Genomic DNA, 22,198 nt, shown 5'->3' on the forward strand with positions numbered 1-22,198 from the left:
TCAGGTGCGGCTGCCGGCAATCTTTTCGGAAAGCTTGATGGCCGCCTCCTGCGCGTCGCGGTCGGCCGGATAGATGCTGAGATACCGCTGCCAGGCCTTCAGGGCGAGTTCGTCCTGACCGACGTCCGTGAGGATCGCGGCCATCCCGGCAATGGCGCCGAAGTGGCGCGGCTCGCGCTGCAGGACCTGGTTGATGTCGGCCATCGACTTGCGCGTATCGCCCATGGCGTAGTGCAGGCCCGCGCGGCGGTTCCAGCCTTCGGCAAAATCCGGCCGCAGCAGGGTCGCCTGGTCAAGGAAATCGAGAGCGGCGCCGTTGCGTTTCTCGCCGACCGCCGTCGACGCCCATTGCATCAGGAGATTGACCGTGGCACTGCCCGAATCGTTCAGCTCCGACATGATCTCGTTGGCGATGCTGCCGGCTTTTTCAGGGTCCCTCTCGCGCTTCAGCGCATCGTAGAGCGGCTGAAGCTGCCCGTTTCCTCGGGCCTGGGCCGGCGCATCGGGCGCAGCTGCCGGAGGCGTCTGCGAGAGCGCTGGGGAGGCCGCAAGAGCGATGGTGAACAGCAGGTGGGTCAAACGAATTCGGCGCATGCGGATTAAAGTAAGCCGCATGCGCCGAAGGTCAATTCAGAAATCCGTACTTTTCGACAACGTGAACGACAAAGGTCAGAAACCCTGCCGTTAGCGGCTGTCGATCAGCCCTGGCGGGCCTTGAAGCGCGGGTTCATCTTGTTGATGATGTAAACGCGACCCTTGCGGCGAACCAGGCGGTTATCGCGGTGACGGGCCTTCAGCGCTTTCAGCGAATTCTTGATCTTCATTGTTCTCGTCCGCAAAGTTTACGAGCGCCGGGCGCGCGTGGCTTTTACATTGAAAAACGCGCCGCTTGTTCCCGAGAAGAAGGGCGCGCTGTGGGGTTGGGCGTGCAGATAACCCGAGACATGGGGCATGTCAACCATATGACGGAGTTTTAGAGCCCGTCAGTTCGGTGACATGGCCCATTTTCCGGCCTGGTCGTGCTTCCGTCTTGCCGTAGAGGTGGACAAGCGTGTCCGGCCGCTCCAGCCAGGTGGAGAGGTCGCGGATATCGTCGCCGATGAGGTTGGTCATGCGGCAGTCGGAGTGCCGGCGCGGGTTGCCGAGCGGCAGGCCGGCGACAGCGCGGATATGCTGCTCGAACTGCGAAACCACGCAGGCGGCCTCCGTCCAGTGGCCGGTATTGTGGACGCGGGGAGCGATTTCGTTGGCGATCAGCCCGCCATCGGCCATCACGAAGAACTCGATCCCGATGACCCCGACGTAGCCGAGCGCATCGAGAAGGCTCCTGGCTGCCTCGCGTGCCGCAGCGACGGTCGAGTCGGGCGCTGTCGCGGGAACGACGGAGGTGTGCAGGATGCCGTTCCGGTGGACGTTTTCGGCAGGGTCATAGCAGAGAACGGTGCCATCGATGCCGCGCGCGGCAATGATCGAGATCTCGCGCTCGAAGGGCACGAGGCTTTCCAGGATGAGCGGCACGCCGCCAAGCGCCTCGAAGGCGCCGGCCGGATCGTCGGCGGAGGAGCGGAAGACGCGCTGGCCCTTGCCGTCATAGCCGAAGCGGCAGGTCTTCAGCACGCCGCTGCCGCCGAAATCGGCCAGGGCGGCGACGAGGTCATCCTGGCTGTCGACGGCGTGGAATCGGGCCGTGGCGATACCGCAGTCATTGAGGAAGCGTTTTTCCGTCAGCCGGTCCTGGGCCACGTGGAGGGCCTTGGGCGGCGGGAAGACCGGCACAGAGGCCTGCAGCCGCTCGGCGGCGCCGACCGGCACGTTCTCAAACTCATAGGTGACGACGCCGGCGGCCCGCGCCAGTGCCTCGAGGGCCTGCGGGTCATCGTAGGCGGCGACGATCTGCTCGCTGGCAAGCTGCGCCGCCGGGCAGTCGGCCTGCGGTTCCAGGATGATGGTGCGGAAGTTGAGGCGGGCTGCGGCCATGGCCAGCATGCGGCCGAGCTGCCCGCCGCCGATGATGCCGATGGTCGTGACTGTCATTACTCTGCGTCCATGGGGTATTCGGCGACGGCGGCGCTCTGGGCGGCGCGCCATTCGTCCAGGCGTTCGGCAAGATCCTCGTCACCGAGGGCGAGCACGGCGGCGGCCAGAAGGGCGGCATTCACCGCACCGGCCTTGCCGATGGCGAGCGTTCCGACGGGGATGCCGGCCGGCATCTGTACGATCGAGAGCAGGCTGTCCTGGCCGGACAGGGCCTTGGACTGCACCGGCACGCCGAAGACGGGCAGCGGTGTCATGGAGGCCGCCATTCCCGGAAGGTGGGCGGCACCGCCGGCTCCGGCGATGATCACCTTGAAGCCTTCGTCGCGGGCGCCCTTGGCGAAGCTGACGAGGCGGTCCGGTGTGCGGTGGGCGGAAATGATTCGCGCTTCATAGCCGACGTCGAGCTGGTCGAGCATGTCGGCGGCATTCTTCATGGTTTCCCAGTCGGACTGGCTCCCCATGATGATGGCAACGGCGGGCCGATCGGAGGTCATCCTCGTTTCCTCCTCAGGCAATGATATCGGGAAGGATCTGGTCTTCGAGCTGGGTGATCTTGTCCTTGATCACCAGCTTCTTCTTCTTCATGCGCTGAACGCGGAGCGCCTCGCAGCCGACCTGGATCATGGCATTGATGGCGGTGTCGTAGTCCTCGTGCTCCTGACGGAGCCTGGCAAGCGCCAACCGAATATCCGCCTGTTCCTGGTCGGCCATCATTGCAGTCCCCATTCCGATCCACCTCTGCCCCATCGCCGGCAATACGCGCAAGCTCCTACCATCAAACGGCATTAACTGGAAGTTATGCAAGGTCACGAAATTGCCCCGTTCAAAGCACGATTTGACCTTCGACAAACGCCGGTGATCGTGTCACACTTCCTTCGTAAACCTGAAGCCTTCGGCCAAGGAACAGTCGGGGATAGGTTTTCTCAAGGAGGACTTGCCGCATGACCATTCAGGCTCATATTGCATCGCTTGAACAGAAACATGGCGCACTCGAAGACGAGCTGCAGACCGTGCTGTCATCTCCCTCTGCCGATGATCGCGAGATCGTCGACCTCAAGCGCCGCAAGCTCCGGCTCAAGGACGAACTGGAACGTCTGAAGTCATCCACGCGCCACTAAGGTCCGTGGACCATGTCCTGCCGCCGCCCGCAGTAGTTTTGTAAGGCAATAGAGGCGGCCCAATCAATCCAACACAAGCAGTCTGGTCGTGGCTGGAAAGGTTACGACCAGAACTGATCAAGCCAAAGGTTCAACCTGTCGAAGCCCTTGTTGTTGACGGAATAGATCCGTTTCGTTCCGGCATTGCTGACGGTCACCAGATTGCAGGCGAGCAGGGCCTTGAGGTGCTGGGAGACGGCCGGGCGGCTGATCGGCAAGCCTTGGGCCAGTTCGTTGACGGTTCTGGGCGCGCGGCGAAGCTCTTCCAGCAGGTAGCGCCGGTTCGGATCGGCAATCGCCGCAAATGGATCCGTACTCGTCATGCGTTGCAGGCTAGGCCAAAGCCGAAGGTCCGGCAAGGATTATTGTGCGACGCAACATGCCTGCCGGCGTGACCCCAGGTCCTAGATCACCGCATCCCACATCAGCTTGAGACCGGCGACCAGCGCCAACCCATAGGTGAGCGGGTAGAAGACCTCGGCCTTCAGGCGGCGGACGATGGCCGCTCCCATCATGGTTGCCACCAGCGCGAGAGGCAGCAGGGTCGCGGATGCCGTCAGGTTTTCGAGATCCAGCGCGCCGAGCGCGAAATAGGGGATGAGCTTGATGGCGTTGACGAGCGCGAAGAAGCGGACGCTGGCGCCGGTATAGGACTTCGGGTCGAGCCGCAGCGGGAGCACGTAGATCTGGAAGGGCGGGCCGCCGGCATGGGCAACGAAGCTCGCGTAACCGGCGACCGTTCCCCAGAAGGTGGCGGCGACCGGCCTTTGCGGCAGCGGCGGGCGTTCGCCCTGGGAGCGCGGGCCGTAGACCTGGTAGAAGTAGCGGCCGGCAAAAAGGATGGTGGTGAGCGCGATGAGAAAGCGCAGCGCGTCCGGCGGCACCATGGCCGAGGTCGCCCAGCCGAGCGCGATGCCGAAGATGCCGCCCGGCAGGATCATCAGCAGGGTCCGGCGATCGTTGTGGTGGCGCCATGCCCAGAGGGCGACGATGTCCATGACGATCAGGATCGGCAGGAAGATGGCGGCCGCCTTCAGCGGATCGACCACGAGAGCCAGCAGCGGCACGCCCATCAGCGCGAATGCGCCCCCCAGACCTCCCTTCGACAGACCGACAAGAAGCACGGCCGGGACGGCCGCGGCAAAGAACAGGAGATCGAGTTGCATGACGGGCAGTTGATCCAGTTATCGGTCCGGTCTATCGAACGGGGGAGGGGACGAGCGGTATTCGTCTCATAAAGCTGCCGAACAGGAAACACCATGCGCGAAACCGACGACCGTTGCCGACTCGTCCTGATCCTGCCCCCGGCAGACGACATCGAGAAGCAGGCACAGCAACTGGAAGAGGCGCTCGGCGCCGGCGATGTCGCAACCGTCATCCTGCCGCAGTACGGTCGCGACGACCAGCAGTTCCAGATTGCCGCCGAGCACATCGTTCCGATCGCCCAGGCCCATGGTGCCGCCGCGCTGATTGCCGGCGACAGCCGGACGGCCGGGCGCTCGAAGGCCGACGGGCTGCATTTCGAGGGCAGCATCGAGGACCTGCGCGACACGCTTGCCAAGCACACGCCGAAGATGATCGTCGGCGCGGGCGGCGCTTCCGAGCGCCACAAGGCGCTGGAAATCGGCGAGGCGCAGCCGGATTACATCTTCTTCGGCAAGATCGAGGGCGACATCAAGCCGGAGCCGCACCCGAAGAACCTGGCGCTTGCCGAATGGTGGGCGTCGATGGTGGAAATTCCCTGCATCGTCATGGGCGGCAACGAGGGTGCCTCGGTGGTCGCCGCTGCCGAAACGGGTGCGGAGTTCGTGGCGCTGCGGCTCGCCGTCTTCGAGCATCCCGAAGGCCCGGCCGCAGCCATTGCGACGGCCAATGCCCTCTTGGACGAAAAAGCGCCACGGTTTAACGCTTGATGGGCGTCATGCGGTCGATCCCTGTGCGTCACAATCTCGGTGTTCTTCTTGTTGCGGCAGCGCTTGCGGGGCTGATGCCGACGCTTTCGGCTGCCCAGCAGGGGCAGCGCGCGGTGACGCGGCCGCTGGAGCCGGACGCGCAGCCGATCAAGGAAGGTCGTGTCGGTGGCGGCGAGGAGGCCGGCCCGCAGCCGGACGGGATCGTGCCCTCCGGCGGCGTTCAGCTCTACCAGCGGATGGGCGTGACGCTGCCGCCGGCCCCTCCCGAAAAACCCTATGAAGGCCCGGTCGACGAAGCCTATGGCGCCTATCAGCGCGGCATGTACGTCACGGCGCTCGCCAAGGCCCTGCCGCGGGCCGAAGAGGGAGATGCCGCCGCGCAGACGCTCATGGCGGAGATGATGAGCAAGGGACTTGGCATCAAGCGGGACCCGAAGGCTGCGGCCTTCTGGTACGGCCAGGCGGCCGAGGGCGGCGATCCGGCGGCGATGTTCCAATATGCGCTTCTGCTGATGTCGGGGCGGAACGTGGAGCGGGACAAGGACAAGGCCGACGAGTTCATGCGCAAGGCGGCGGAGGCCGGCAATTCGTCGGCGCAGTTCAATTGGGCGCAGATCGTCGTCTCCGACAACCCAGGCGAAAAAGGCCTGAAACTGGCCCTGCCTTTCTACGAGAAGGCGGCGGCGCAGGGGCTGGCCGACGCGCAATATGCCGTCGCGCAGCTCTATGTGGCGATCACCGGCCTGCCGGAAGAGAAGCAGAGGCAGGCGCGGGTCTGGCTGGAGCGTTCCGCGAAGGCCGGCTTCGATACCGCGCAGCTCGACATGGGGCTCTGGCTCGTCAACGGTGTCGGCGGCGAACGGGATTACGATGAAGGGTTCCAGTGGCTGCGCACAGCGGCCATGCGCGGCAATGTCGTGGCGCAGAACAAGCTGGCGCATCTCTACATCAATGCACTCGGCACCCGCCCCGATCCGATCGAGGCGACCAAGTGGTATGTGCTCTCCCGCCGTGCGGGGCTGCAGGATCCGGAGCTCGAGGATTTCTTCCTCGGGATCGACGAGGAGCAGCAGAAGAAGGGCATCGAGGCGGCGAACCGCTTTCGTCGCAGCTGATCAGTCTGCCTGGGTCGGTGCCGCAGTGAGCAAAGCCGTGAAAATCTGCCAGACGCCCGGCCGGCAGACAAGGCAGATCACGCCGCTCCCGGCGCACGACTTGAATTTGCCGCGGATTTGTGGTCTTGAAGCCGCCCATCACTACATTGCTTATGAAATGCGTCCCGCTGCAGACCGATTGCGGGGCAAGCTTCCGCACTTCAAGGATCCTCCCGCATGGCTCGTTCCGCTCTTCTCAACGTCATGGTTCAGGCTGCCGTCAAGGCTGGCAAATCACTGTCTCGCGACTTCGGTGAGGTGCAGAACCTGCAGGTGTCGGTCAAGGGACCGAGCGACTTCGTTTCGCAGGCGGACCTGAAGGCAGAGAAGATCGTCCACGACGAGCTGATGAAGGCGCGCCCGACCTATGGCTTCCTCGGGGAGGAGAGCGAGGAGATCATCGGCACGGATGGCGCGCACCGCTGGATCGTCGATCCGCTCGACGGAACCACCAACTTCCTGCACGGCATCCCGCAGTTCGCCGTCTCCATCGCGCTTGAGCGCAACGGCGAAGTGGTGGCCGGCGTCATCTTCAATCCGGCAACCGACGAACTCTACACCGCCGAGCGGGGCGGTGGCGCCTTCCTCAACGATCGCCGCCTGCGGGTCGCCTCCCGCCGGGTGCTCTCCGATTGCGTCATCGGCTGCGGCGTTCCGCATCTGGGCCGCGGCAACCACGGCAAGTTCCTGGTCGAGCTTCGCCACGTCATGGGCGAAGCCGCCGGCATCCGGCGCATGGGGGCGGCAGCGCTCGATCTCGCCTATGTGGCAGCCGGTCGCCTCGACGGCTTCTGGGAGGTCGAACTGTCGCCATGGGACGTGGCGGCCGGACTGGTGCTGATCCGCGAGGCGGGTGGGTTCATCAGCGACATGAAGGGCTCCACCAACATCTTCGAAAGCCGCAGCGTGGTGGCGGGCAACGAGCATATCCACAAGGCGCTGCTCGAGGTCGCGAACCGGCCGGTACCGACACGATAACCGCAAATGAGCGGTTGCTGCCTGCGGTAGCCAGCGCTTCGGCACTTCAATTCGTCGCATTTTTCCACTAGCCTCCGGCCAAACAGGACCGGAGGCCGAGTCATAATATGGTGGATGCGAAAGTGGACGATCTGGACGAGGCGGAAACGGGCCGCGGTGGCTATGCCCACAAACTCTCCAACCCCGTCCCCTTTCTGTGGACGATGCTGATCTTCCTGATTCTGGTCGGCTTCATCGCTGCCATTCTCTACCGTCAGGCGCATACCGCGTTCATGACAAACCCCGGACTGAATGGCTTCATCCTGGGCGTCCTGATCATCGGGATCGTGCTGGTGTTCAACCAGGTGTTTAGCCTCATTCCAGAGGTGCGCTGGTTCAATTCCTACCGGGCCGCCGGCAGCGCGGACAAGGTCGGGCGGGAGCCACGGCTGCTGGCGCCGATGCGGGCGCTGATCGGCCGCCGGAAGACGATGCTGCTGTCGCCGTCGTCGCAACGCTCCATCCTCGATTCGATCGGCACGCGGCTCGACGAATCGCGGGAGATCTCCCGGTATCTGATCGGGCTTCTCGTCTTCCTCGGACTGCTCGGTACCTTCTGGGGCCTGATCGGCACGATCGCCTCCATCAGCACGGTGATCCAGACCCTCGATCCCAGCGGCGGCGATACCAACGACGTTCTCAATGCCCTGAAGAGCGGCTTGACGGCGCCGCTGGCCGGCATGGGCACGGCCTTTTCGTCGTCGCTGCTCGGCCTTTCCGGCTCGCTGATCCTCGGCTTTCTCGACATCCAGGCCGGCCGCGCCCAGAACCGCTTCTACACGGAACTGGAAAACTGGCTGTCGTCGCTCACCGACGTCGGCTTCGACCTTGCGCCGACTGCGGCGGCTGATGCGACGGCCGGATCGTCGGTCGAGATGAAGGCGCTCACCGACCAGCTGCGCAAGCTGACGGCGGCGCAGTCGAAGGCCTCGGACGGCGGGCAGAGCGAGAAGTCGCTGGCGGCCATGGCCAATCTCGCCGAAGGCATCCAGGGCCTCGTCAAGAACATGCGCAACGAACAGCAGATGCTGCGCGACTGGATCGAGGCGCAGCAGGAAGAATCGAAGGCGATGCGGCGCACGCTCGACAGGCTCTCCGAAAAGATCGGGGGCAAGTAGCCGATGGCGCTCGTCAAGAACCGCCGCCGGGAACGGGGCGTCGACTATTGGCCGGGATTCGTGGATGCGCTCTCCACGCTCCTGCTCGCCATCATGTTCCTGCTCACCGTCTTCGTGCTGGCGCAGTTCATTCTCAGCCGCGAGATCACCGGGCGGGACGAAGTGCTCACCCGGCTGAACAGCCAGATCGCCGAGCTGACGCAGCTGCTGGCGCTCGAAAAGGGCAATGCGCAGGACCTGGAAGATACGCTCGCAAACCTGCAGTCATCGCTTTCGACCTCCGAGAGCGAGAGAAGCCGCCTGCAGTCCCTGCTCGACCAGGGTGCCGGCAGCAGCAGTACCGCCAATACCCGGATCGGCCAGCTGACGGACCAGTTGAACCAGGAACAGCAGGTCAGCGCTCGTGCGATGAATCAGATCGATCTGCTGAACCAGCAGATCGCGGCCCTTCGCGCCCAGATCGCGGCCGTGGAGGAGGCACTACAGGCCTCGGAAGCCAAGGACCAGACCTCGCAGACCCAGATCGCCGATCTCGGGCGCCGCCTCAACGTGGCCCTGGCGCAAAGGGTGCAGGAGCTGAACCGCTACCGGTCCGACTTCTTCGGGCGTCTGCGGGAAATCCTGTCGGACCGCGAAAACATCCGCATCGTCGGCGACCGCTTTGTCTTCCAGTCGGAAGTGCTGTTTCCGGTGGGTGGCGCGGATCTCGACGAGGCGGGACAGGCCGAGATGGCGAAACTGGCGACCGCGGTTCTGGAGCTGGCTCGCGAGATACCCGAGGAGATCAACTGGGTGCTGCGCGTCGACGGACACACCGACGCTTCGCCTTTGACCGGAACCGGCCGCTACCGCGACAACTGGGAGCTTTCCTCGGCGCGCGCCACCTCGGTCGTCAAATACCTGATCTCGCAAGGTGTGCCGGCAAACCGCCTGGTTGCCGCCGGCTTCGGGGAATACCAGCCGATTGCCGAGGGCGATACGCCGGAGGTTCGCAACCAGAACCGCCGTATCGAGCTGAAGCTCACAGAGCGGTGACGGCGTCGCGCTCGATGTCGTGGAACTGCAGGCGCGCGAGGCGGGCATAGAGCCCGCCCTTGGCGATCAGGGTCTGGTGCGTGCCTTCCTCGACGATCCGGCCCTCGTCGATCACCAGGATGCGGTCGGCCTTGAGGACTGTTGCCAGCCTATGGGCGATCACCAGCGTGGTGCGGTCCTTCATCAGGCCGTCGAGCGCCTTCTGCACCAGCGTCTCGCTTTCGGCGTCCAGGGCCGAGGTGGCCTCATCGAGCAGCAGCACGGGGGCGTCGCGCAGGATGGCGCGGGCGATGGCAATCCGCTGCCGCTGGCCACCCGAGAGCGTGATGCCGCGCTCTCCTGCCAGCGTGTCGTAGCCATCCTCCAGTCTGGAGATGAACTCGTCGGCCTGCGCGGCGATGGCGGCCGTGCGCACGGCCTCCCGCGTTGCCCCGGGCGTGCCGAAGGCGATGTTGTCGTGGATGGAGGCGGCGAAGATGGTGACGTCCTGCGGGACGATCGCCAGCCGCTCGCGCAGCTGGTGCAGCGAGGTCTCGCGCAGATCGACGCCGTCGAGGCGAATCGCGCCGGCCACCGGATCGTAGAAGCGCAGAAGCAGGGAGAAGAGCGTGCTCTTGCCGGCCCCCGAGGGGCCGACGAAGGCCACCGTCTCGCCGGGACGGATATGGAAGGAGAGGCGATCCAGGGTAACGGCGTTCTCACGGGTCGGGTAGGCGAAGGAGACGGCATCGAACGCCACGTCGCCACGCGGCGGCGAGGGCAGGGCAACCGGGTTTTCCGGCTCCGTCACTGCCGGCTTTTCGTGAAGCAGTTCCGTCAGCCGCTCGGCGGCGCCGCCTGCCTGCGAGAGTTCGCCCCAGACTTCCGAGAGCTGGCCGAGAGCACTGGCGGCGATGACGGAATAGAGAACGAACTGACCAAGCGTACCCGCGGTCATGGTGCCGGAGAGCACGTTCTGCGCCCCGTACCAGAGAACGCCGACAATGCTGCCGAAGATCATCAGGATGGCAAAGCCGGTGAGGAGGGCCCTCGACCGGATTGCCGTGCGTGCGGCGCCGAAGGCATCCTCGACGGTGCTGGCATAACGGGCGGCGGCGGCGGTCTCGCCATTGAAGGCCTGCACCGTGCGTGCGGCACCGACGGTCTCGGCCGCAAAGGCTGAGGTGCGCGCCAGGGTGTCCTGGGCGGCCCTGGAGCGCTTGCGGACGGAGCGGCCGAAGGCGACCAGCGGAAAGACGATGAAGGGGATGGCGCCCAGTGCCAGGCCCGACAGCTGCGGGCTGGTGTAGACCATCATGCCCATGGCGCCGAGACAGAGGATGGTGTTGCGCAACGCCTGTGAGGCGGCCGAGCCGAAGGCGGACTTGATCTGAACGGTGTCGGCTGTCAGCCGCGAGACGATTTCGCCGGACTGGTTGACGTCGAAGAAGGCAGGCGACAGCGTCGTGACGCGGGCAAACACATCGCGGCGAAGATCGGCGACGACCCGCTCTCCGACCGTGATGACGAAATAGTATCGCATGGCGCTGGCGAGCGCGAGGAGCGCCGCCAGGGCAAACAGCATGCCGAAGTAGTTGTTGATGAAGACGCCGTCGGCTGCTGCAAAGCCGTGATCGATCATGCGCCGGACTGCCAGCGGCAGCGCCAGCGTCGCGGCGGCGGAAAGGGTCAGGGAGAAGAGGGCGCCGATGACGAGGCCACGGTAGCGCGAGAGGTAGGGAAGGAGCCGAGCGAGCGGCCCGATGGCCTTGCCTCTCGACTTTCTGTCTTCTGCGTATTCCACTTTGCCCCCATACTCGACGAACTCTTTCGGAGTGCGTCGGCCCTTGTGCTACCGGCGGCCTTCCTGTATAGGCTCCGCATCGAATTGGGAAGCCGTGGCCGGCCGGTCTGCGGCTTCATTTATTAAAGAGGGTCTGCGTTCGCAATTGCGACATATGGACCCCGGGCAGCAGGAATAGGGCCATGAAGACTGATATTCATCCAGAATACCACACCATCAAGGTCGTGATGACCGATGGTACCGAATACGAAACCCGCTCGACCTGGGGTTCGGAAGGCGCCACCATGAACCTCGAGATCGACCCGAAGTCGCATCCCGCATGGACCGGCGGCAACCAGCAGATGATGGACCGTGGCGGCCGCGTCTCGAAGTTCAACAAGCGCTTCGGCGGTCTCGGCCTCTAAGCCGATCGACCCGCATCGACATCAAGAACCCGGTCCAGGCCGGGTTTTTTCTTGCCCGGAATCAGCACTCAAAGAATCCGCGCACAAAAAAAGCAGGCCGAAGCCTGCTTCTGTCGATGCGTTTGGGGTCAACTCGGATCAGGCGCTGAAAGCGGTCTGCAGCAGGTTGAGCTGCGCGCGCACGCCGTTCTCGTTGTCGGGAGTGACGACAGGATCGCTGGGGCGGTAGATCTCGCGGTCGAGCAGGGCAACACGGTTCTGCAGGCGCAGCGAGCGCTCGACGAGATCACGAAAGCCCTCCGGCAGATCCAGCCAGCCGGGTGCATTCTTGTCGACGTTGAAGCCGTCGAGGCGAACCTTGTTCTTCTCGATGAGAACCTGGTCCTTGCTCATCTCGCCGTTGTTGACGGCGCGCTGCAGGAGAAGCCAGGAGGCCATCTGCATCAGCCGGGTCGTCAGGCGCATCGACTCGGCGGCGTAAAGAACGGACGCGATCCGCGGCAGCACCTTGGAGGCGGCACGACCCGGTCCGTCCAGATAAGCTGCAGTCTCCTCCACCAACGACATTCCTTCAGCATAAAGAGCCTTGAAATGCGATGAGGCAGCGGCTCGACCTGCGAAGTTGACCGTATTCAGTCCCAGTTCCGACATGGAATTCACCTTGCTAACGCATCACTATCAAGCAATGGCGACCGGAGGAAAAGGTTCCGATCCGCCTTTTTGTTGAAGTTAAGATGAGGTTTATAACCGGAATCCGCAAGGCGTTTCTTAAGGAAGGGTTAATACCCACACTTTTGAAAGTTGCCGGTAAAAAAAGAGCCGCAAAAGCGGCTCTCAAGGTAAAACAGGGAGAAAGTCAGACCTCTTCGCCACATGGTGAAACTGTCTGAGTCCGGGAAGCCCGGATGTTTGTTATCATCAGCCAAGATGATTAATATTTAGTTAAAGATAGAATTGATTTACTTTGAATCCAACTGATGATCGACCGGTCTAGCGGAAGAAACTGTCTGCTGCCCGCCGTCCCGCAGACTTCCTTTCCTTCTCTGCCTCGACGCGAAGGATCTCCGCCCGCAGGAGATCGATGCGTTCAGCCAGGTCTTCAACGGAAAGTGAACCGAGATCGCCGCCGATCTCGTGCGCGGCAGGCTTCTTGATCGGTCTGTCCTCGTCTCCAAACATCAGCTCGCCTGCCTTTCCGAGGGATCGTCGGTGCTGTTCTCGTTGGCCCGCGGATTGAGCAGCAGGCTTTCCGGGGTCGTGAGCGAGGGCGCCAGTGCCGGCGAGCCGGCGTAGCTGTCGCGGTCGGCCACCGGCACCGGTGCGCGCCTGCGGCTGCGGAAGATGGCATAGGCGGTGACGAGCAGGTGGCTTGCGGCGGTGACGGCAAAGAGGGCATGCGGGCCGAGCCAGCTCATCACGGGGCCGCCGAGGCTCGGGCCGATGATGGTGCCGATGCCGAAGAGCAGCAGAAGGCCGCCGGAGACCTTCACGAAGTCCTCGGGGGAGGCGTGGTCGTTGGCATGCGCCACGGCGATCGGATAGAGTGCGTTGGACGCGGCGCCATAGATTGCGACCAGGATGAGGATGGCATAGACGCCGCTCGGCTGAAACAGGGCGAGGGCCAGACCTGCCGCGGCGCCGACGGCCGACAATGCCGCCAGGACATAGCGCCTGTCCATGGTGTCCGACAGCCGTCCGGCCGGGAACTGGGCGATGGCGCCGGCAAAGATGGTGATGCTGACCATCAGCGCGATAGTTCCCTCCGGCAATCCCGCGCGCGCACCGAACACGGCAGCCAGCGTGCCATAGGCGCCGTTGGCGGTGCCGATCAGCAGGATGGCGATGAAGGAGACCGGAGAGTTGTGGTAGAGCCCCTTCAGGTCGATCTTCACGCGCTTCAGCGGCTGCGGCGAGGCGGCCCGCGAGACGGCGGTGGGAATGATCGCCAGGCAGTAGAGAATGCCGCAGATCATGAACAGGATAGGCGTCGAAATATCGACAAACGGCACCATCATCTGGCCGCCGACGACGCCGAAGAGCGTGATGGAGATATAGAAGGAGAAGATCGCGCCGCGGCTCTCGTTGGTGGCGCGCTCGTTCAGCCAGCTCTCGATGATCATGCACGTGCCCGCGGTGCAGAAACCGGTGACGGCGCGAAGGATGAGCCAGGCGGTCTGATCGACGAGGATGCCGGTCAGGAGAACGTTGAGGCAGATCAGGGCACCGAAGCCGGCAAAGGCGCGGACATGGCCGATGCGGCGCACCAGATTGGGCGCCACGAAGCAGCCGACGACGAAGCCCGTCGCCCACGTGGTGCCGATCAGGCCGAGAATTTCGTTCGAATAGCCCTCCAGCGAGCCGCGAACAGGCAGAAGCAGGCCCTGGAGGCCGTTGCCGAGGAACAGAAACAGCGTACTGGTCAGAAGAGCCAGGACTGGCAGCAGGTTACGTCGCATGTCTATGACCAACTTCTTCGGTCCGGAGGATGGGCCTTGGCGAGGCATAGCGGAATATATGTTGCCTGTACCGTCAACTGAGGATTAACGACCGGTCTTGATTAAAGCTTCGAACCCGGTCCGATTCGATCAAGCCGCATTGGTGGCCAGCAAAGATGTCCAGCCTGTGACGACGGAGGCGGGCCGAGGGAGAATTTCATGTCGAAGGTGATAGGCGTCCTGCTGCTCCTTGCCATGCTGGTGCATATCATCCGCCCTCTTGGGCTGCCGGGACTGAGACGCCGCGCCGATTGCTGGAAGATCGCCGTCCTGGCTTTCGGTCTGTGGGCGCTGGTTCTACTGGCTCGCGACTTCAGCTAGGGCATCTATGCGATTTGACAATGATAAAGGCCGCCCGTTGCCGGCGCGGCCTTTGTTGTTTCCGACGGGTGATGGACCAGGCGGCCCTTCCAGGTTGCCGCCCCGGGACGGGGAGGCCTGATCAGGCCTTGTTCACGCTGGCAGCGTAGATCTCGTCGATCGTTTCGGCCAGGCTCGCGTTGAACTCTGCGTCGCTCATGGTGACGCGCAGGTTCTCCGTCAGCGCCCGCGAGAAACTCGCGATCATGCCATGGTTGTGCTTCAGCTTTTCGCAGGCTTCCGCGCGGCTGTAGCCGCCGGACAGGGCCACAAGCCGGATGACCGCCTTGTGTTCGATCAGGGGAGCATAGAAGTCGGGCACGGTCGGGATCGTCAATTTCAGCATCACGTTCTCGCCCGACGGGAGCTTGTCGAGCTGCTGCGCGATCTCCTCGCGAAGAATGGCTTCGGCCTCACCCTTCGTCGGGCTCTTGATGGAGACTTCCGGCTCGATGATCGGCATAAGGCCCTGGGCGATGATCTGGCGCGCCACCTCGAACTGCTGCTGCACGACGGCCGCGATGCCGGCCTTGTCGGCCTTAGCGATCACCGAGCGCATCTTGGTGCCGAAAATTCCCTTTTCGCGACCGCGGATGAGGAGCGCGTCCAGATCGGGCATGGACTTCATCACCTGGACGCCGTCCTGCTCGGCTTCGAGACCCTTGTCGACCTTGAGGAAAGGCACGACGCCGCGCTTTTCCCACAGATAGGACGGAACAGGCTGACCGTCGACGTCGCCGTCCATGGTCCGCTCGAAGAGGATCGCGGCGATGACCTTGTCGCCCGTAAACGCAGGCGCACGCATGATGCGGGCACGCATCGCATGCATCAGGCGGAACATCTCCTCGTCACCCTGGTACTCCGACTCGGCAATGCCGTAGAGCTGCAGCGCTTTGGGTGTTGAACCACCACTCTGATCCAGCGCCGCAATGAAACCGGGCGCAGAGCCGATCTTGTTCAACATCTTCGCGTCCACCATATCTCGCTCCTATCCCTCACATGGCGCGGTACGCGCTCACAAACATCGTCGATGTCACGGCCAGCCAGCAAGGCCGGTTTGATCGATCCGCAGATCGATATCCTCAGGCCGTTCGGCTCTTCCGCCCTTCTTTCGAAGGCTTCAAATGGCCGATAACAGATGTAGGGCGGAAGTAAATCCTGGCCTAACTGATTGAAACGATTGAATTCGTTTCAATCGTTTAAAACTTCTAAATGTTTTAAATCCCGTTGACGAAGGCGCAGAACAGCCTATTTTCCGCGCCTTCACCAGATCTCAGACGTGGCGCAGAACGTCGACGCCCGGCAGTTCCTTGCCTTCCATCCATTCCAGGAAGGCGCCACCGGCGGTCGAGATATAGGTGAAGTCTTCGGCCACTCCCGCGTGATGAAGCGCTGCGACCGTGTCGCCGCCGCCGGCAACCGAGATCAGCTTGCCGGCGCGGGTGCGTTCGGCGGCGTGGCGCGCTGCCTCGACCGTTGCGGTGTCGAAGGGTTCGATCTCGAAGGCGCCGAGAGGGCCGTTCCATACGAGCGTCTCGGCCTTGGAGATCCAGTCGTTGATCTTCTCGACGGACTTCGGGCCGACGTCCAGCATCATGGCATCGGCCGGGATGGCGTCGATGGCGACCACCTCGTTCTCGGCACCTGCCTTGAATTCCCGGGCGATTACGCCGTCGACCGGCAGGACGATCGAGCAGCCGGCGGTTTCCGCCTCCGCCATGATCTTGCGGGCGGTTTCGGCCAGGTCGTGTTCGCAGAGCGACTTGCCGACGTCTATGCCCTGTGCCGCCAGGAAGGTATTGGCCATGCCGCCGCCGATCACCAAGGCGTCGACCTTTGTGACGAGGTTCATCAGCAGGTCGATCTTGGTGGAGACCTTGGCGCCGCCGACAATAGCGACCACCGGACGGGTCGGGTTGCCGAGACCTTTCTCCAGCGCCTCGAGCTCTTCCTGCATCGTGCGGCCGGCATAGGCGGGCAGGTGGCGCGCCAGGCCCTCGGTGGAGGCGTGGGCACGGTGGGCGGCGGAGAAGGCGTCATTGACGTAGATGTCGCCGTTCTTCGCAAGCGCTGCGGCGAACTCCGGATCGTTCTTCTCTTCACCCTTGTGAAAGCGGGTGTTCTCCAGGAGCAGGATGTCGCCGTTGTTCATCTTCGCAATCGCCTCTTCCGCGGGCTGCCCGATGCAGTCGGCGGCAAAGAAGACGGCGTGATCGAGCACATCCTCGACGGCCGGGGCAATCAGCGACAGCGACATGTCCGCCACGGGCTCGCCCTTGGGGCGGCCGAAATGAGCCAGCAGAATGACCTTGGCCTGCTTGTTGCTCAGTTCGCGGATCGTCGGGGCGACGCGCTCGATGCGGGTCGCATCGGTTACCCGGCCTTCCGAGACCGGAACGTTCAGGTCAACGCGGACAAGCACGCGCTTTCCAGCGATATCGTTGAGGTCGTCAAGTGTCTTGAAGGCAGGCATGGATGGTCCCCGTCGGCTGGAATATCGCTAGGTCTTTCGGAAGCGGACCATACTATTCCTGATCGGGCGCGCAAGGCGGCGAAGCGGGAATCCGCCGCCGGCCGCTCCTCAATCCGACGGTTTGCCGTCCGGCGCCGATGGAGACGTTGCCTTGCCACGATAGCGCCGCAGGCCGTCGCGCACACGATGGGCGATCTCGCGCATGTTGATGAAGACCGGCAGGGTCGTCGCCGGCTCGACGGGCTCCAGAGAGACGCCGACGGAAAGGATGGCATTGTTCTCGTCGAGGTCGCGGACGATCAGAACGACGGAGCCGAAACGGACGCGGTCGGCATATTCGGCCCGCCCGCCAAGCCGGTGGATCATGAGCTCGGCAATCGTCATGTTCTGCTCGGCGGGGGAGAGAAGCCCCGGGCCGTAGGCGGTATCCAGTTCCTTGGCAGGGCGCGATGGCGAGACGGCGAAGGCGCCGAAGAAGTCCTCGTCGTCGGATTCGACCGGCAGGCGGCTGGCGAACAGGCGGTCGAGCAGGCGGATGTAGGGGGGTGTCACGAAGAGGTAGAGCTGGTCGCCTTCCTGCAGCCGACCGGCATACTGGTAGCGCATGCTGCGGCCGTCGCGGATGACGAGCGACGGCATGGCCCAGCGGGGAATGCGCTCGCCGCGCATGACGGGACTGTCCTTCATGACGCGATAGGAGAGGAGCTCATGGGTGGACTTGCCCGGGAGGTCCAGCTCGACCTTGTCGATCTCGCCGTGCCTGGGGGGGATGATCAGGCCAAGCTTCTGGGCCATGGGCTTGATCGTCCAGCCCTGCAGCAGCAGCGACACCAGCACGATGATGAAGGCGGTGTTGAAGAAGAGGAGGCCGTTCTCCAGGCCGCCGAGCAGGGGCATGATGGCGAGCAGGATGGAGACGGCACCGCGCAGCCCCACCCATGCGACGAAGCCGGTTTCCTGCTGCGTCATCTGGAAGGGCAGGAGGCTCAGCCAGACGGCGAGCGGACGGGCGATGAAGACCAGGAACAGGGCCAGACCCACAGCCGGCAGGGCGATCGAGGGGAACTGCGACGGTGTCGCCAGCAGCCCGAGAACGATGAACATGATGATCTGGGCGAGCCAAGTCAGTCCGGCGTGGAAGCGGGCGATGGATTCGCGGGCAAACATCTTGCGGTTGCCGGCATAGATGCCGGCCACATAGACCGCCAGGAAGCCGCTGCCGCCGATGGCGCCGGTGAAGGCGAAGACCAGGAGGGCGAGCGCCAGCACGAAGATCGGCGCCAGGCTCCTGTCCTTGGTGAAGCGGTTGAGAACCCAGACGATCATCATCCCGCCGAGGAAGCCGAAGAGGACGCCGAGCGCCATCTGCTGGACGAAGAGCAGCAGGAACTGCGCGTCCAGTCCGGCAAAGCCCTCGCCGCTGGCAATCACCTCGACGAGTGCGATGGTCAGGAAGATCGCCATCGGGTCGTTGGTGCCGGATTCGACCTCGAGCGTCGAGCGGACCTGGTCGCGGATGTTGATGCCGCCGATGCGCAGCAGGAAGAAAACGGCGGCCGCATCGGTCGATCCGACGATGGAGCCAAGGAGCAGCCCTTCCAGCCAGGTAAAATCGAGGAGCAGCATGGCGGCAAAGGCGAAGATCGAGGCGGTGACGAGAACGCCGACGGAGGCCAGTGTCAGTGCCGGCCAGGCGGCGACGCGGAAGGAGTGGATGGAGGTGCCGAAGCCGGAATCAAAGAGGATGATGGCCAGCGCCAGGGAGCCCAGCATATAGGCGAGCGAGAAGTTGTCGAAGGCGATCCCCAGGCCATCGACGCCGGCAATGAGGCCGATCGACAGGAAGACAAGCAGCAGCGGTGCGCCGAAGCGGAAGGCGATGAGGCTGGAAAATGCGGCCGCCAGCACGAGGATCGTGCCGACCAGCAGGAAAATGTAAAACGCATCCACCATCGCGGTTTCTTCCTATCCTTCTGGGGCCGGCCGACCCACCGGTCGCCCATGCCTACGGCTGTGCACCGCGACCCGCTGGATCCACGCAATTTGGGATTTCTGCAGAACGGACGATTCGAAACAAGATATTGTAGAGGCGGGAACAAATCCGGCAACAGAAGGGCAGAAGAGAAATAAAAAGAAAAGGCGGGCCGAAATCCGGCCCGCCTTTCCAGTACTTCGATATCTGGTTTTTTAGATCAGCTTGCCCATCACGACGGCCGTGTCGGACATGCGGTTCGAGAAGCCCCACTCGTTGTCGTACCAGGTGAGGATACGCACGAGATTGCCTTCCAGGACCTTGGTCTGGTCCGCCGCGAAGTTCGACGAATGCGGGTCATGGTTGAAGTCGATCGAGACGAGCGGATCCGTTACATAGTCCAGGATGCCCTTCAGTTCGCCTTCGGCAGCGGCCTTGATCGCCTCGTTGACCTCTGCCTTCGTGACGCTGCGCGAAGGAATGAACTTCAGGTCGACGACCGAGACGTTCGGCGTGGGAACGCGGATGGCCGAACCGTCGAGCTTGCCCTTCAGTTCCGGCAGCACGAGGCCGACGGCCTTGGCGGCGCCCGTCGAGGTCGGGATCATCGACATGGCCGCGGCGCGGGCGCGGTAGAGGTCCTTGTGCATGGTGTCGAGCGTCGGCTGGTCGCCGGTGTAGGAGTGCACCGTCGTCATGTAGCCCTTCTCGATGCCGAAGGCCTTGTGCAGGACATAGGCGACCGGAGCGAGGCAGTTGGTGGTGCAGGAGGCGTTGGAGACGACGAGGTCGTCCTTGGTCAGGGCGCTGTGGTTGACGCCGTAGACGATCGTCTTGTCGGCGCCCTCGGCCGGAGCCGAAACCAGCACGCGCTTGGAGCCGTTCGACAGGTGCAGGCTGGCCTTCTCCTTGGAGGTGAAGATGCCGGTGCATTCCATGGCGATATCGACGTCGGCCCATGGCAGGTCCTTGGGATCGCGCACCGCGGTCACCTTGATCGGCTTGCCGCCATCGATGATGATGGTGTCGCCGTCGACCCGGACGTTGGCCGGGAACTTGCCGTGGACGCTATCGTAGCGAAGCAGATGCGCGTTGGTTTCGACCGGGCCGAGATCGTTGATGGCGACGACCTCGATGTCGGTGCGGCCGGACTCCACGATGGCGCGCAGAACGTTGCGCCCAATACGGCCGAAGCCGTTGATACCCACTTTAACTGTCATTTTCACATACTCCCGCTGGTCTGTCGTAGCGTGTTGGTCAACCTTGCTGACGCGAGGAGAACGGCTTTACGAAAGTCGCTTCTCGGCCGATTCCACCACGGCTTCCGCCGTGATGCCGAAGTGCTTGTAGAGTTCTTTCGCCGGGCCCGATGCCCCAAAGGACTTCATGCCGATGAAGATGCCGTCGGAGCCGATGATGGCGTCCCAGCCTTCGCGCACGGCCGCTTCCACCGCGATCTTGACCGGCGAAGTGCCGATGATGGCAGCGCGATAGTCGTCGGGCTGCCCCATGAAGAGTTCGACGCAGGGAACGGAGACGACACGGCTGGCAATACCACGCTGCTGCAGCATCTCGTTGGCCTTCAGGGCGATCTCGACTTCCGAACCGGAGGCGAAGATCGTCACCTGCGCATCGCTGGAAGAGACCAGCTCGTAGGCACCATAGGCGCAGAGGTTCTTCTCTTCGTATTCCTTGCGGGCCGGTGCGAGGTTCTGGCGGGTGAGCGCCAGGCCGGACGGGCGATGCTTTTCCTTCAGCGCCAGCTGCCAGCACTCGGCCGTCTCGGTTTCGTCCGCCGGACGGAAGACGAGGAGGTTAGGGATCGCACGCAGCGCGGCCAGATGCTCGACCGGCTGGTGGGTTGGGCCATCTTCGCCGACGCCGATGGAGTCATGCGTCCAGACATGGATGACGCGGATACCCATGAGGGCGGCAAGGCGGACCGAGGGGCGGCAGTAGTCGGAGAAGATCAGGAAGCCGCCGGCATAGGGGATGAGGCCGCCGTGCAGGGCAATGCCGTTCATGGCCGCGGCCATGGCATGCTCGCGGATGCCGTAGTGAAGGTAGCGGCCGGAGAAGTCAGCTGGCGTGATCGCCTGCATCTGGGTCGTCTTGGTGTTGTTGGATGGCGTCAGATCGGCCGAACCGCCGAGCGTCTCCGGCAGCAGGCCGTTGATGATCTCCAGCACGTCTTCCGATGCCTTGCGTGTGGCAACGGTCGGATTGTTGGCGGCCACCTTCTTCTTGAAGGCGTCGATCGTGCTGTCGAAGTCGCCGGGCAGGTCGCCTGCGAAGCGGCGCACGAATTCGGCGCGCGTCTCGTTTGCGGTGGCGCCCAGCCGGTCTTCCCACTCCATGCGGACCTTGGTGGAGCGCAGGCCGGCGAGGCGCCAGGCGTCCAGAACGTCGGCCGGTACGCTGAAGGCTTCTGCATCCCAGTTGAGCGACTTGCGGGCAGCTGCGATTTCCTCGGCGCCGAGCGGGCTGCCGTGAACCTTGTGGGTACCCTGCTTGTTGGGCGCGCCGAAGCCGATCACGGTCTTGCAGGCGATCAGGGTCGGCTTGTCGGACAGGTGAGCGGCTTCGATGGCAGCCGCGATCGCATCGGGATCATGGCCGTCGACGGAGATGGTGTTCCAGTTGACGGACTTGAAGCGGGCGATCTGATCGGTGGAGTCCGACAGGGAGACCGCGCCGTCGATGGTGATCGAGTTGTTGTCCCAGAAGACGATGAGCTTGTTGAGCTTCAGGTGGCCGGCAAGGGCGATGGCTTCCTGGCTGATGCCTTCCATCAGGCAACCGTCGCCGACGAGCGCATAGGTGTGGTGGTTCTGGAGGTCGGAACCGAATTCCTCGGAAAGCTTGCGCTCGGCGATCGCCATCCCCACGGCGTTGGACACGCCCTGGCCGAGCGGACCCGTGGTCGTCTCGATGCCGGAGATGTGGCCGTATTCCGGATGGCCGGCGGTCTTGGACCCCAGCTGGCGGAACTGCTTGATGTCTTCGATGGTGATGTCTTCGTAGCCCGTCAGGTAGAGGAGCGAGTACAGAAGCATCGAGCCGTGGCCGGCCGACAGCACGAAACGGTCGCGGTCGGGCCAGAGCGGGTTCTTCGGGTCGAAGTTCATGAAGCGGCTGAACAGAACCGTCGCCACATCGGCGGCTCCCATCGGGAGACCGGGGTGGCCGGAGTTGGCCTTCTCCACGGCGTCCATGGAAAGGAAGCGGATCGCATTGGCCATCCGGTCGTGTTTTTCGCGAGAGATCATGACTGTTCCGC

The 22,198-nt window shown here is 63.6% G+C and carries 24 protein-coding genes; 8 read left to right on the plus strand and 16 right to left on the minus strand.

Annotation, left to right across the window (positions count from 1 at the left end):
* The 5 genes from EO99_RS0100765 to EO99_RS0100785 form a co-directional block, all read right to left on the minus strand.
* Entirely contained in the window at positions 1-594 is a 594-nt protein-coding gene (locus EO99_RS0100765) for a tetratricopeptide repeat protein (RefSeq protein ID WP_029616743.1), read from the minus strand.
* Between the two features lie 104 nt (positions 595-698).
* Positions 699-824 carry a type B 50S ribosomal protein L36 gene (ykgO, locus tag EO99_RS0100770; RefSeq protein ID WP_007607121.1) on the minus strand — a complete coding sequence of 42 codons (126 nt, stop codon included), beginning with the start codon at positions 822-824 and terminating at the stop codon, positions 699-701.
* A 130-nt stretch (positions 825-954) separates the two neighbouring features.
* Positions 955-2,034 carry a 5-(carboxyamino)imidazole ribonucleotide synthase gene (locus tag EO99_RS0100775; RefSeq protein WP_029616744.1) on the minus strand — a complete coding sequence of 360 codons (1,080 nt, stop codon included), beginning with the start codon at positions 2,032-2,034 and terminating at the stop codon, positions 955-957.
* Positions 2,034-2,531, minus strand: coding sequence for a 5-(carboxyamino)imidazole ribonucleotide mutase (gene purE / locus EO99_RS0100780; protein ID WP_029616745.1), 498 nt, complete (start codon positions 2,529-2,531; stop codon positions 2,034-2,036). The genes EO99_RS0100775 and purE overlap by 1 nt, the downstream gene beginning before the upstream one ends.
* 13 nt (positions 2,532-2,544) lie before the next feature.
* Complete coding sequence (locus tag EO99_RS0100785) at positions 2,545-2,748, minus strand: YdcH family protein (protein ID WP_029616746.1); 204 nt, start codon at positions 2,746-2,748, stop codon at positions 2,545-2,547.
* A gap of 230 nt (positions 2,749-2,978) precedes the next feature.
* On the opposite strand from EO99_RS0100785, the gene EO99_RS26520 reads away from it, so the two are divergent.
* Positions 2,979-3,155, plus strand: coding sequence for a YdcH family protein (locus EO99_RS26520; protein ID WP_037110801.1), 177 nt, complete (start codon positions 2,979-2,981; stop codon positions 3,153-3,155).
* 101 nt (positions 3,156-3,256) lie between these two features.
* Here the strand turns inward: EO99_RS26520 and EO99_RS0100795 are convergent, their stop codons facing one another.
* Both EO99_RS0100795 and EO99_RS0100800 read right to left on the minus strand, forming a co-directional pair.
* The gene (locus tag EO99_RS0100795; RefSeq protein ID WP_029616747.1) at positions 3,257-3,517 is read right to left on the minus strand and encodes an ArsR/SmtB family transcription factor; all 261 of its coding nucleotides are present in this window, start codon (positions 3,515-3,517) and stop codon (positions 3,257-3,259) included.
* Positions 3,518-3,598: 81 nt separating this feature from the next.
* On the minus strand, positions 3,599-4,360 hold the full coding sequence (locus tag EO99_RS0100800) for a sulfite exporter TauE/SafE family protein (protein WP_029616748.1): 762 nt from the start codon (positions 4,358-4,360) through the stop codon (positions 3,599-3,601).
* A 93-nt stretch (positions 4,361-4,453) separates the two neighbouring features.
* Between EO99_RS0100800 and EO99_RS0100805 the strand changes: the two genes are divergently transcribed.
* From EO99_RS0100805 to EO99_RS0100825, 5 genes are all read left to right on the plus strand, one after another.
* On the plus strand, positions 4,454-5,107 hold the full coding sequence (locus EO99_RS0100805; RefSeq protein WP_029616749.1) for a thiamine phosphate synthase: 654 nt from the start codon (positions 4,454-4,456) through the stop codon (positions 5,105-5,107).
* 8 nt (positions 5,108-5,115) lie between these two features.
* Entirely contained in the window at positions 5,116-6,222 is a 1,107-nt protein-coding gene (locus EO99_RS0100810; RefSeq protein WP_408002855.1) for a tetratricopeptide repeat protein, read from the plus strand.
* Between the two features lie 216 nt (positions 6,223-6,438).
* Positions 6,439-7,239, plus strand: a complete 801-nt coding sequence (locus EO99_RS0100815; RefSeq protein WP_029616751.1) for an inositol monophosphatase family protein — start codon at positions 6,439-6,441, stop codon at positions 7,237-7,239.
* A gap of 107 nt (positions 7,240-7,346) precedes the next feature.
* Positions 7,347-8,396 carry a hypothetical protein gene (locus EO99_RS0100820; protein ID WP_029616752.1) on the plus strand — a complete coding sequence of 350 codons (1,050 nt, stop codon included), beginning with the start codon at positions 7,347-7,349 and terminating at the stop codon, positions 8,394-8,396.
* A 3-nt stretch (positions 8,397-8,399) separates the two neighbouring features.
* A complete protein-coding gene (locus tag EO99_RS0100825; RefSeq protein WP_029616753.1) occupies positions 8,400-9,431 on the plus strand; it encodes a peptidoglycan -binding protein in 1,032 nt (343 codons plus the stop codon).
* Here EO99_RS0100825 and EO99_RS0100830 read toward each other — a convergent pair.
* Positions 9,418-11,214 (minus strand): ABC transporter transmembrane domain-containing protein, encoded by a 1,797-nt coding sequence (locus EO99_RS0100830; RefSeq protein WP_029616754.1) that lies wholly within the window; start codon positions 11,212-11,214, stop codon positions 9,418-9,420. The two genes, EO99_RS0100825 and EO99_RS0100830, sit on opposite strands and share 14 nt — an antisense overlap.
* 182 nt (positions 11,215-11,396) lie before the next feature.
* Here EO99_RS0100830 and rpmE point away from each other — a divergent pair, with 182 nt between their 5' ends.
* Positions 11,397-11,618, plus strand: a complete 222-nt coding sequence (gene rpmE / locus EO99_RS0100835; protein WP_029616755.1) for a 50S ribosomal protein L31 — start codon at positions 11,397-11,399, stop codon at positions 11,616-11,618.
* Positions 11,619-11,756: 138 nt separating this feature from the next.
* On the opposite strand, the gene rcdA is transcribed toward rpmE, so the two are convergent.
* The 3 genes from rcdA to EO99_RS0100850 all read right to left on the minus strand — a co-directional run bounded on the left by rcdA (position 11,757) and on the right by EO99_RS0100850 (position 14,074).
* A complete protein-coding gene (gene rcdA / locus EO99_RS0100840; protein WP_029616756.1) occupies positions 11,757-12,269 on the minus strand; it encodes a protease adaptor protein RcdA in 513 nt (170 codons plus the stop codon).
* Between the two features lie 339 nt (positions 12,270-12,608).
* Complete coding sequence (locus EO99_RS0100845) at positions 12,609-12,797, minus strand: DUF1192 domain-containing protein (RefSeq protein WP_081851946.1); 189 nt, start codon at positions 12,795-12,797, stop codon at positions 12,609-12,611.
* Complete coding sequence (locus tag EO99_RS0100850) at positions 12,797-14,074, minus strand: MFS transporter (RefSeq protein ID WP_029616757.1); 1,278 nt, start codon at positions 14,072-14,074, stop codon at positions 12,797-12,799. Before EO99_RS0100850 ends, EO99_RS0100845 begins: the two co-directional genes overlap by 1 nt.
* A gap of 198 nt (positions 14,075-14,272) precedes the next feature.
* On the opposite strand from EO99_RS0100850, the gene EO99_RS27965 reads away from it, so the two are divergent.
* Positions 14,273-14,434 (plus strand): hypothetical protein, encoded by a 162-nt coding sequence (locus EO99_RS27965; protein ID WP_173425131.1) that lies wholly within the window; start codon positions 14,273-14,275, stop codon positions 14,432-14,434.
* 121 nt (positions 14,435-14,555) lie between these two features.
* On the opposite strand, the gene EO99_RS0100865 is transcribed toward EO99_RS27965, so the two are convergent.
* From EO99_RS0100865 to tkt, 5 genes are all read right to left on the minus strand, one after another.
* Entirely contained in the window at positions 14,556-15,452 is an 897-nt protein-coding gene (locus EO99_RS0100865; RefSeq protein WP_029616758.1) for a fructose bisphosphate aldolase, read from the minus strand.
* A gap of 294 nt (positions 15,453-15,746) precedes the next feature.
* The gene (locus EO99_RS0100870) at positions 15,747-16,946 is read right to left on the minus strand and encodes a phosphoglycerate kinase (RefSeq protein WP_029616759.1); all 1,200 of its coding nucleotides are present in this window, start codon (positions 16,944-16,946) and stop codon (positions 15,747-15,749) included.
* 108 nt (positions 16,947-17,054) lie between these two features.
* Positions 17,055-18,899 (minus strand): potassium/proton antiporter, encoded by a 1,845-nt coding sequence (locus tag EO99_RS0100875; RefSeq protein WP_173425132.1) that lies wholly within the window; start codon positions 18,897-18,899, stop codon positions 17,055-17,057.
* 234 nt (positions 18,900-19,133) lie between these two features.
* Complete coding sequence (gap, locus tag EO99_RS0100880) at positions 19,134-20,138, minus strand: type I glyceraldehyde-3-phosphate dehydrogenase (protein WP_029616761.1); 1,005 nt, start codon at positions 20,136-20,138, stop codon at positions 19,134-19,136.
* A 66-nt stretch (positions 20,139-20,204) separates the two neighbouring features.
* Positions 20,205-22,187, minus strand: coding sequence for a transketolase (tkt, locus tag EO99_RS0100885; protein WP_029616762.1), 1,983 nt, complete (start codon positions 22,185-22,187; stop codon positions 20,205-20,207).
* Positions 22,188-22,198: the final 11 nt, after the last annotated feature.

Source organism: Pseudorhizobium marinum (assembly GCF_000705355.1).
Classification (GTDB): domain Bacteria; phylum Pseudomonadota; class Alphaproteobacteria; order Rhizobiales; family Rhizobiaceae; genus Neorhizobium; species Neorhizobium pelagicum.

Excerpts from the sequence above, each read along its gene's own strand:
- EO99_RS0100765 (WP_029616743.1), bottom strand. The coding sequence starts at position 594 with ATGCGCCGAATTCGTTTGACCCACCTGCTGTTCACCATCGCTCTTGCG.
- ykgO (WP_007607121.1), bottom strand. The coding sequence starts at position 824 with ATGAAGATCAAGAATTCGCTGAAAGCGCTGAAGGCCCGTCACCGCGAT.
- EO99_RS0100775 (WP_029616744.1), bottom strand. The coding sequence starts at position 2,034 with ATGACAGTCACGACCATCGGCATCATCGGCGGCGGGCAGCTCGGCCGC.
- purE (WP_029616745.1), bottom strand. The coding sequence starts at position 2,531 with ATGACCTCCGATCGGCCCGCCGTTGCCATCATCATGGGGAGCCAGTCC.
- EO99_RS0100785 (WP_029616746.1), bottom strand. The coding sequence starts at position 2,748 with ATGGCCGACCAGGAACAGGCGGATATTCGGTTGGCGCTTGCCAGGCTC.
- EO99_RS26520 (WP_037110801.1), top strand. The coding sequence starts at position 2,979 with ATGACCATTCAGGCTCATATTGCATCGCTTGAACAGAAACATGGCGCA.
- EO99_RS0100795 (WP_029616747.1), bottom strand. The coding sequence starts at position 3,517 with ATGACGAGTACGGATCCATTTGCGGCGATTGCCGATCCGAACCGGCGC.
- EO99_RS0100800 (WP_029616748.1), bottom strand. The coding sequence starts at position 4,360 with ATGCAACTCGATCTCCTGTTCTTTGCCGCGGCCGTCCCGGCCGTGCTT.
- EO99_RS0100805 (WP_029616749.1), top strand. The coding sequence starts at position 4,454 with ATGCGCGAAACCGACGACCGTTGCCGACTCGTCCTGATCCTGCCCCCG.
- EO99_RS0100810 (WP_408002855.1), top strand. The coding sequence starts at position 5,116 with ATGCGGTCGATCCCTGTGCGTCACAATCTCGGTGTTCTTCTTGTTGCG.
- EO99_RS0100815 (WP_029616751.1), top strand. The coding sequence starts at position 6,439 with ATGGCTCGTTCCGCTCTTCTCAACGTCATGGTTCAGGCTGCCGTCAAG.
- EO99_RS0100820 (WP_029616752.1), top strand. The coding sequence starts at position 7,347 with ATGGTGGATGCGAAAGTGGACGATCTGGACGAGGCGGAAACGGGCCGC.
- EO99_RS0100825 (WP_029616753.1), top strand. The coding sequence starts at position 8,400 with ATGGCGCTCGTCAAGAACCGCCGCCGGGAACGGGGCGTCGACTATTGG.
- rpmE (WP_029616755.1), top strand. The coding sequence starts at position 11,397 with ATGAAGACTGATATTCATCCAGAATACCACACCATCAAGGTCGTGATG.
- rcdA (WP_029616756.1), bottom strand. The coding sequence starts at position 12,269 with ATGTCGGAACTGGGACTGAATACGGTCAACTTCGCAGGTCGAGCCGCT.
- EO99_RS0100845 (WP_081851946.1), bottom strand. The coding sequence starts at position 12,797 with ATGTTTGGAGACGAGGACAGACCGATCAAGAAGCCTGCCGCGCACGAG.
- EO99_RS0100850 (WP_029616757.1), bottom strand. The coding sequence starts at position 14,074 with ATGCGACGTAACCTGCTGCCAGTCCTGGCTCTTCTGACCAGTACGCTG.
- EO99_RS27965 (WP_173425131.1), top strand. The coding sequence starts at position 14,273 with ATGTCGAAGGTGATAGGCGTCCTGCTGCTCCTTGCCATGCTGGTGCAT.
- EO99_RS0100865 (WP_029616758.1), bottom strand. The coding sequence starts at position 15,452 with ATGGTGGACGCGAAGATGTTGAACAAGATCGGCTCTGCGCCCGGTTTC.
- EO99_RS0100870 (WP_029616759.1), bottom strand. The coding sequence starts at position 16,946 with ATGCCTGCCTTCAAGACACTTGACGACCTCAACGATATCGCTGGAAAG.
- EO99_RS0100875 (WP_173425132.1), bottom strand. The coding sequence starts at position 18,899 with ATGGTGGATGCGTTTTACATTTTCCTGCTGGTCGGCACGATCCTCGTG.
- gap (WP_029616761.1), bottom strand. The coding sequence starts at position 20,138 with ATGACAGTTAAAGTGGGTATCAACGGCTTCGGCCGTATTGGGCGCAAC.
- tkt (WP_029616762.1), bottom strand. The coding sequence starts at position 22,187 with ATGATCTCTCGCGAAAAACACGACCGGATGGCCAATGCGATCCGCTTC.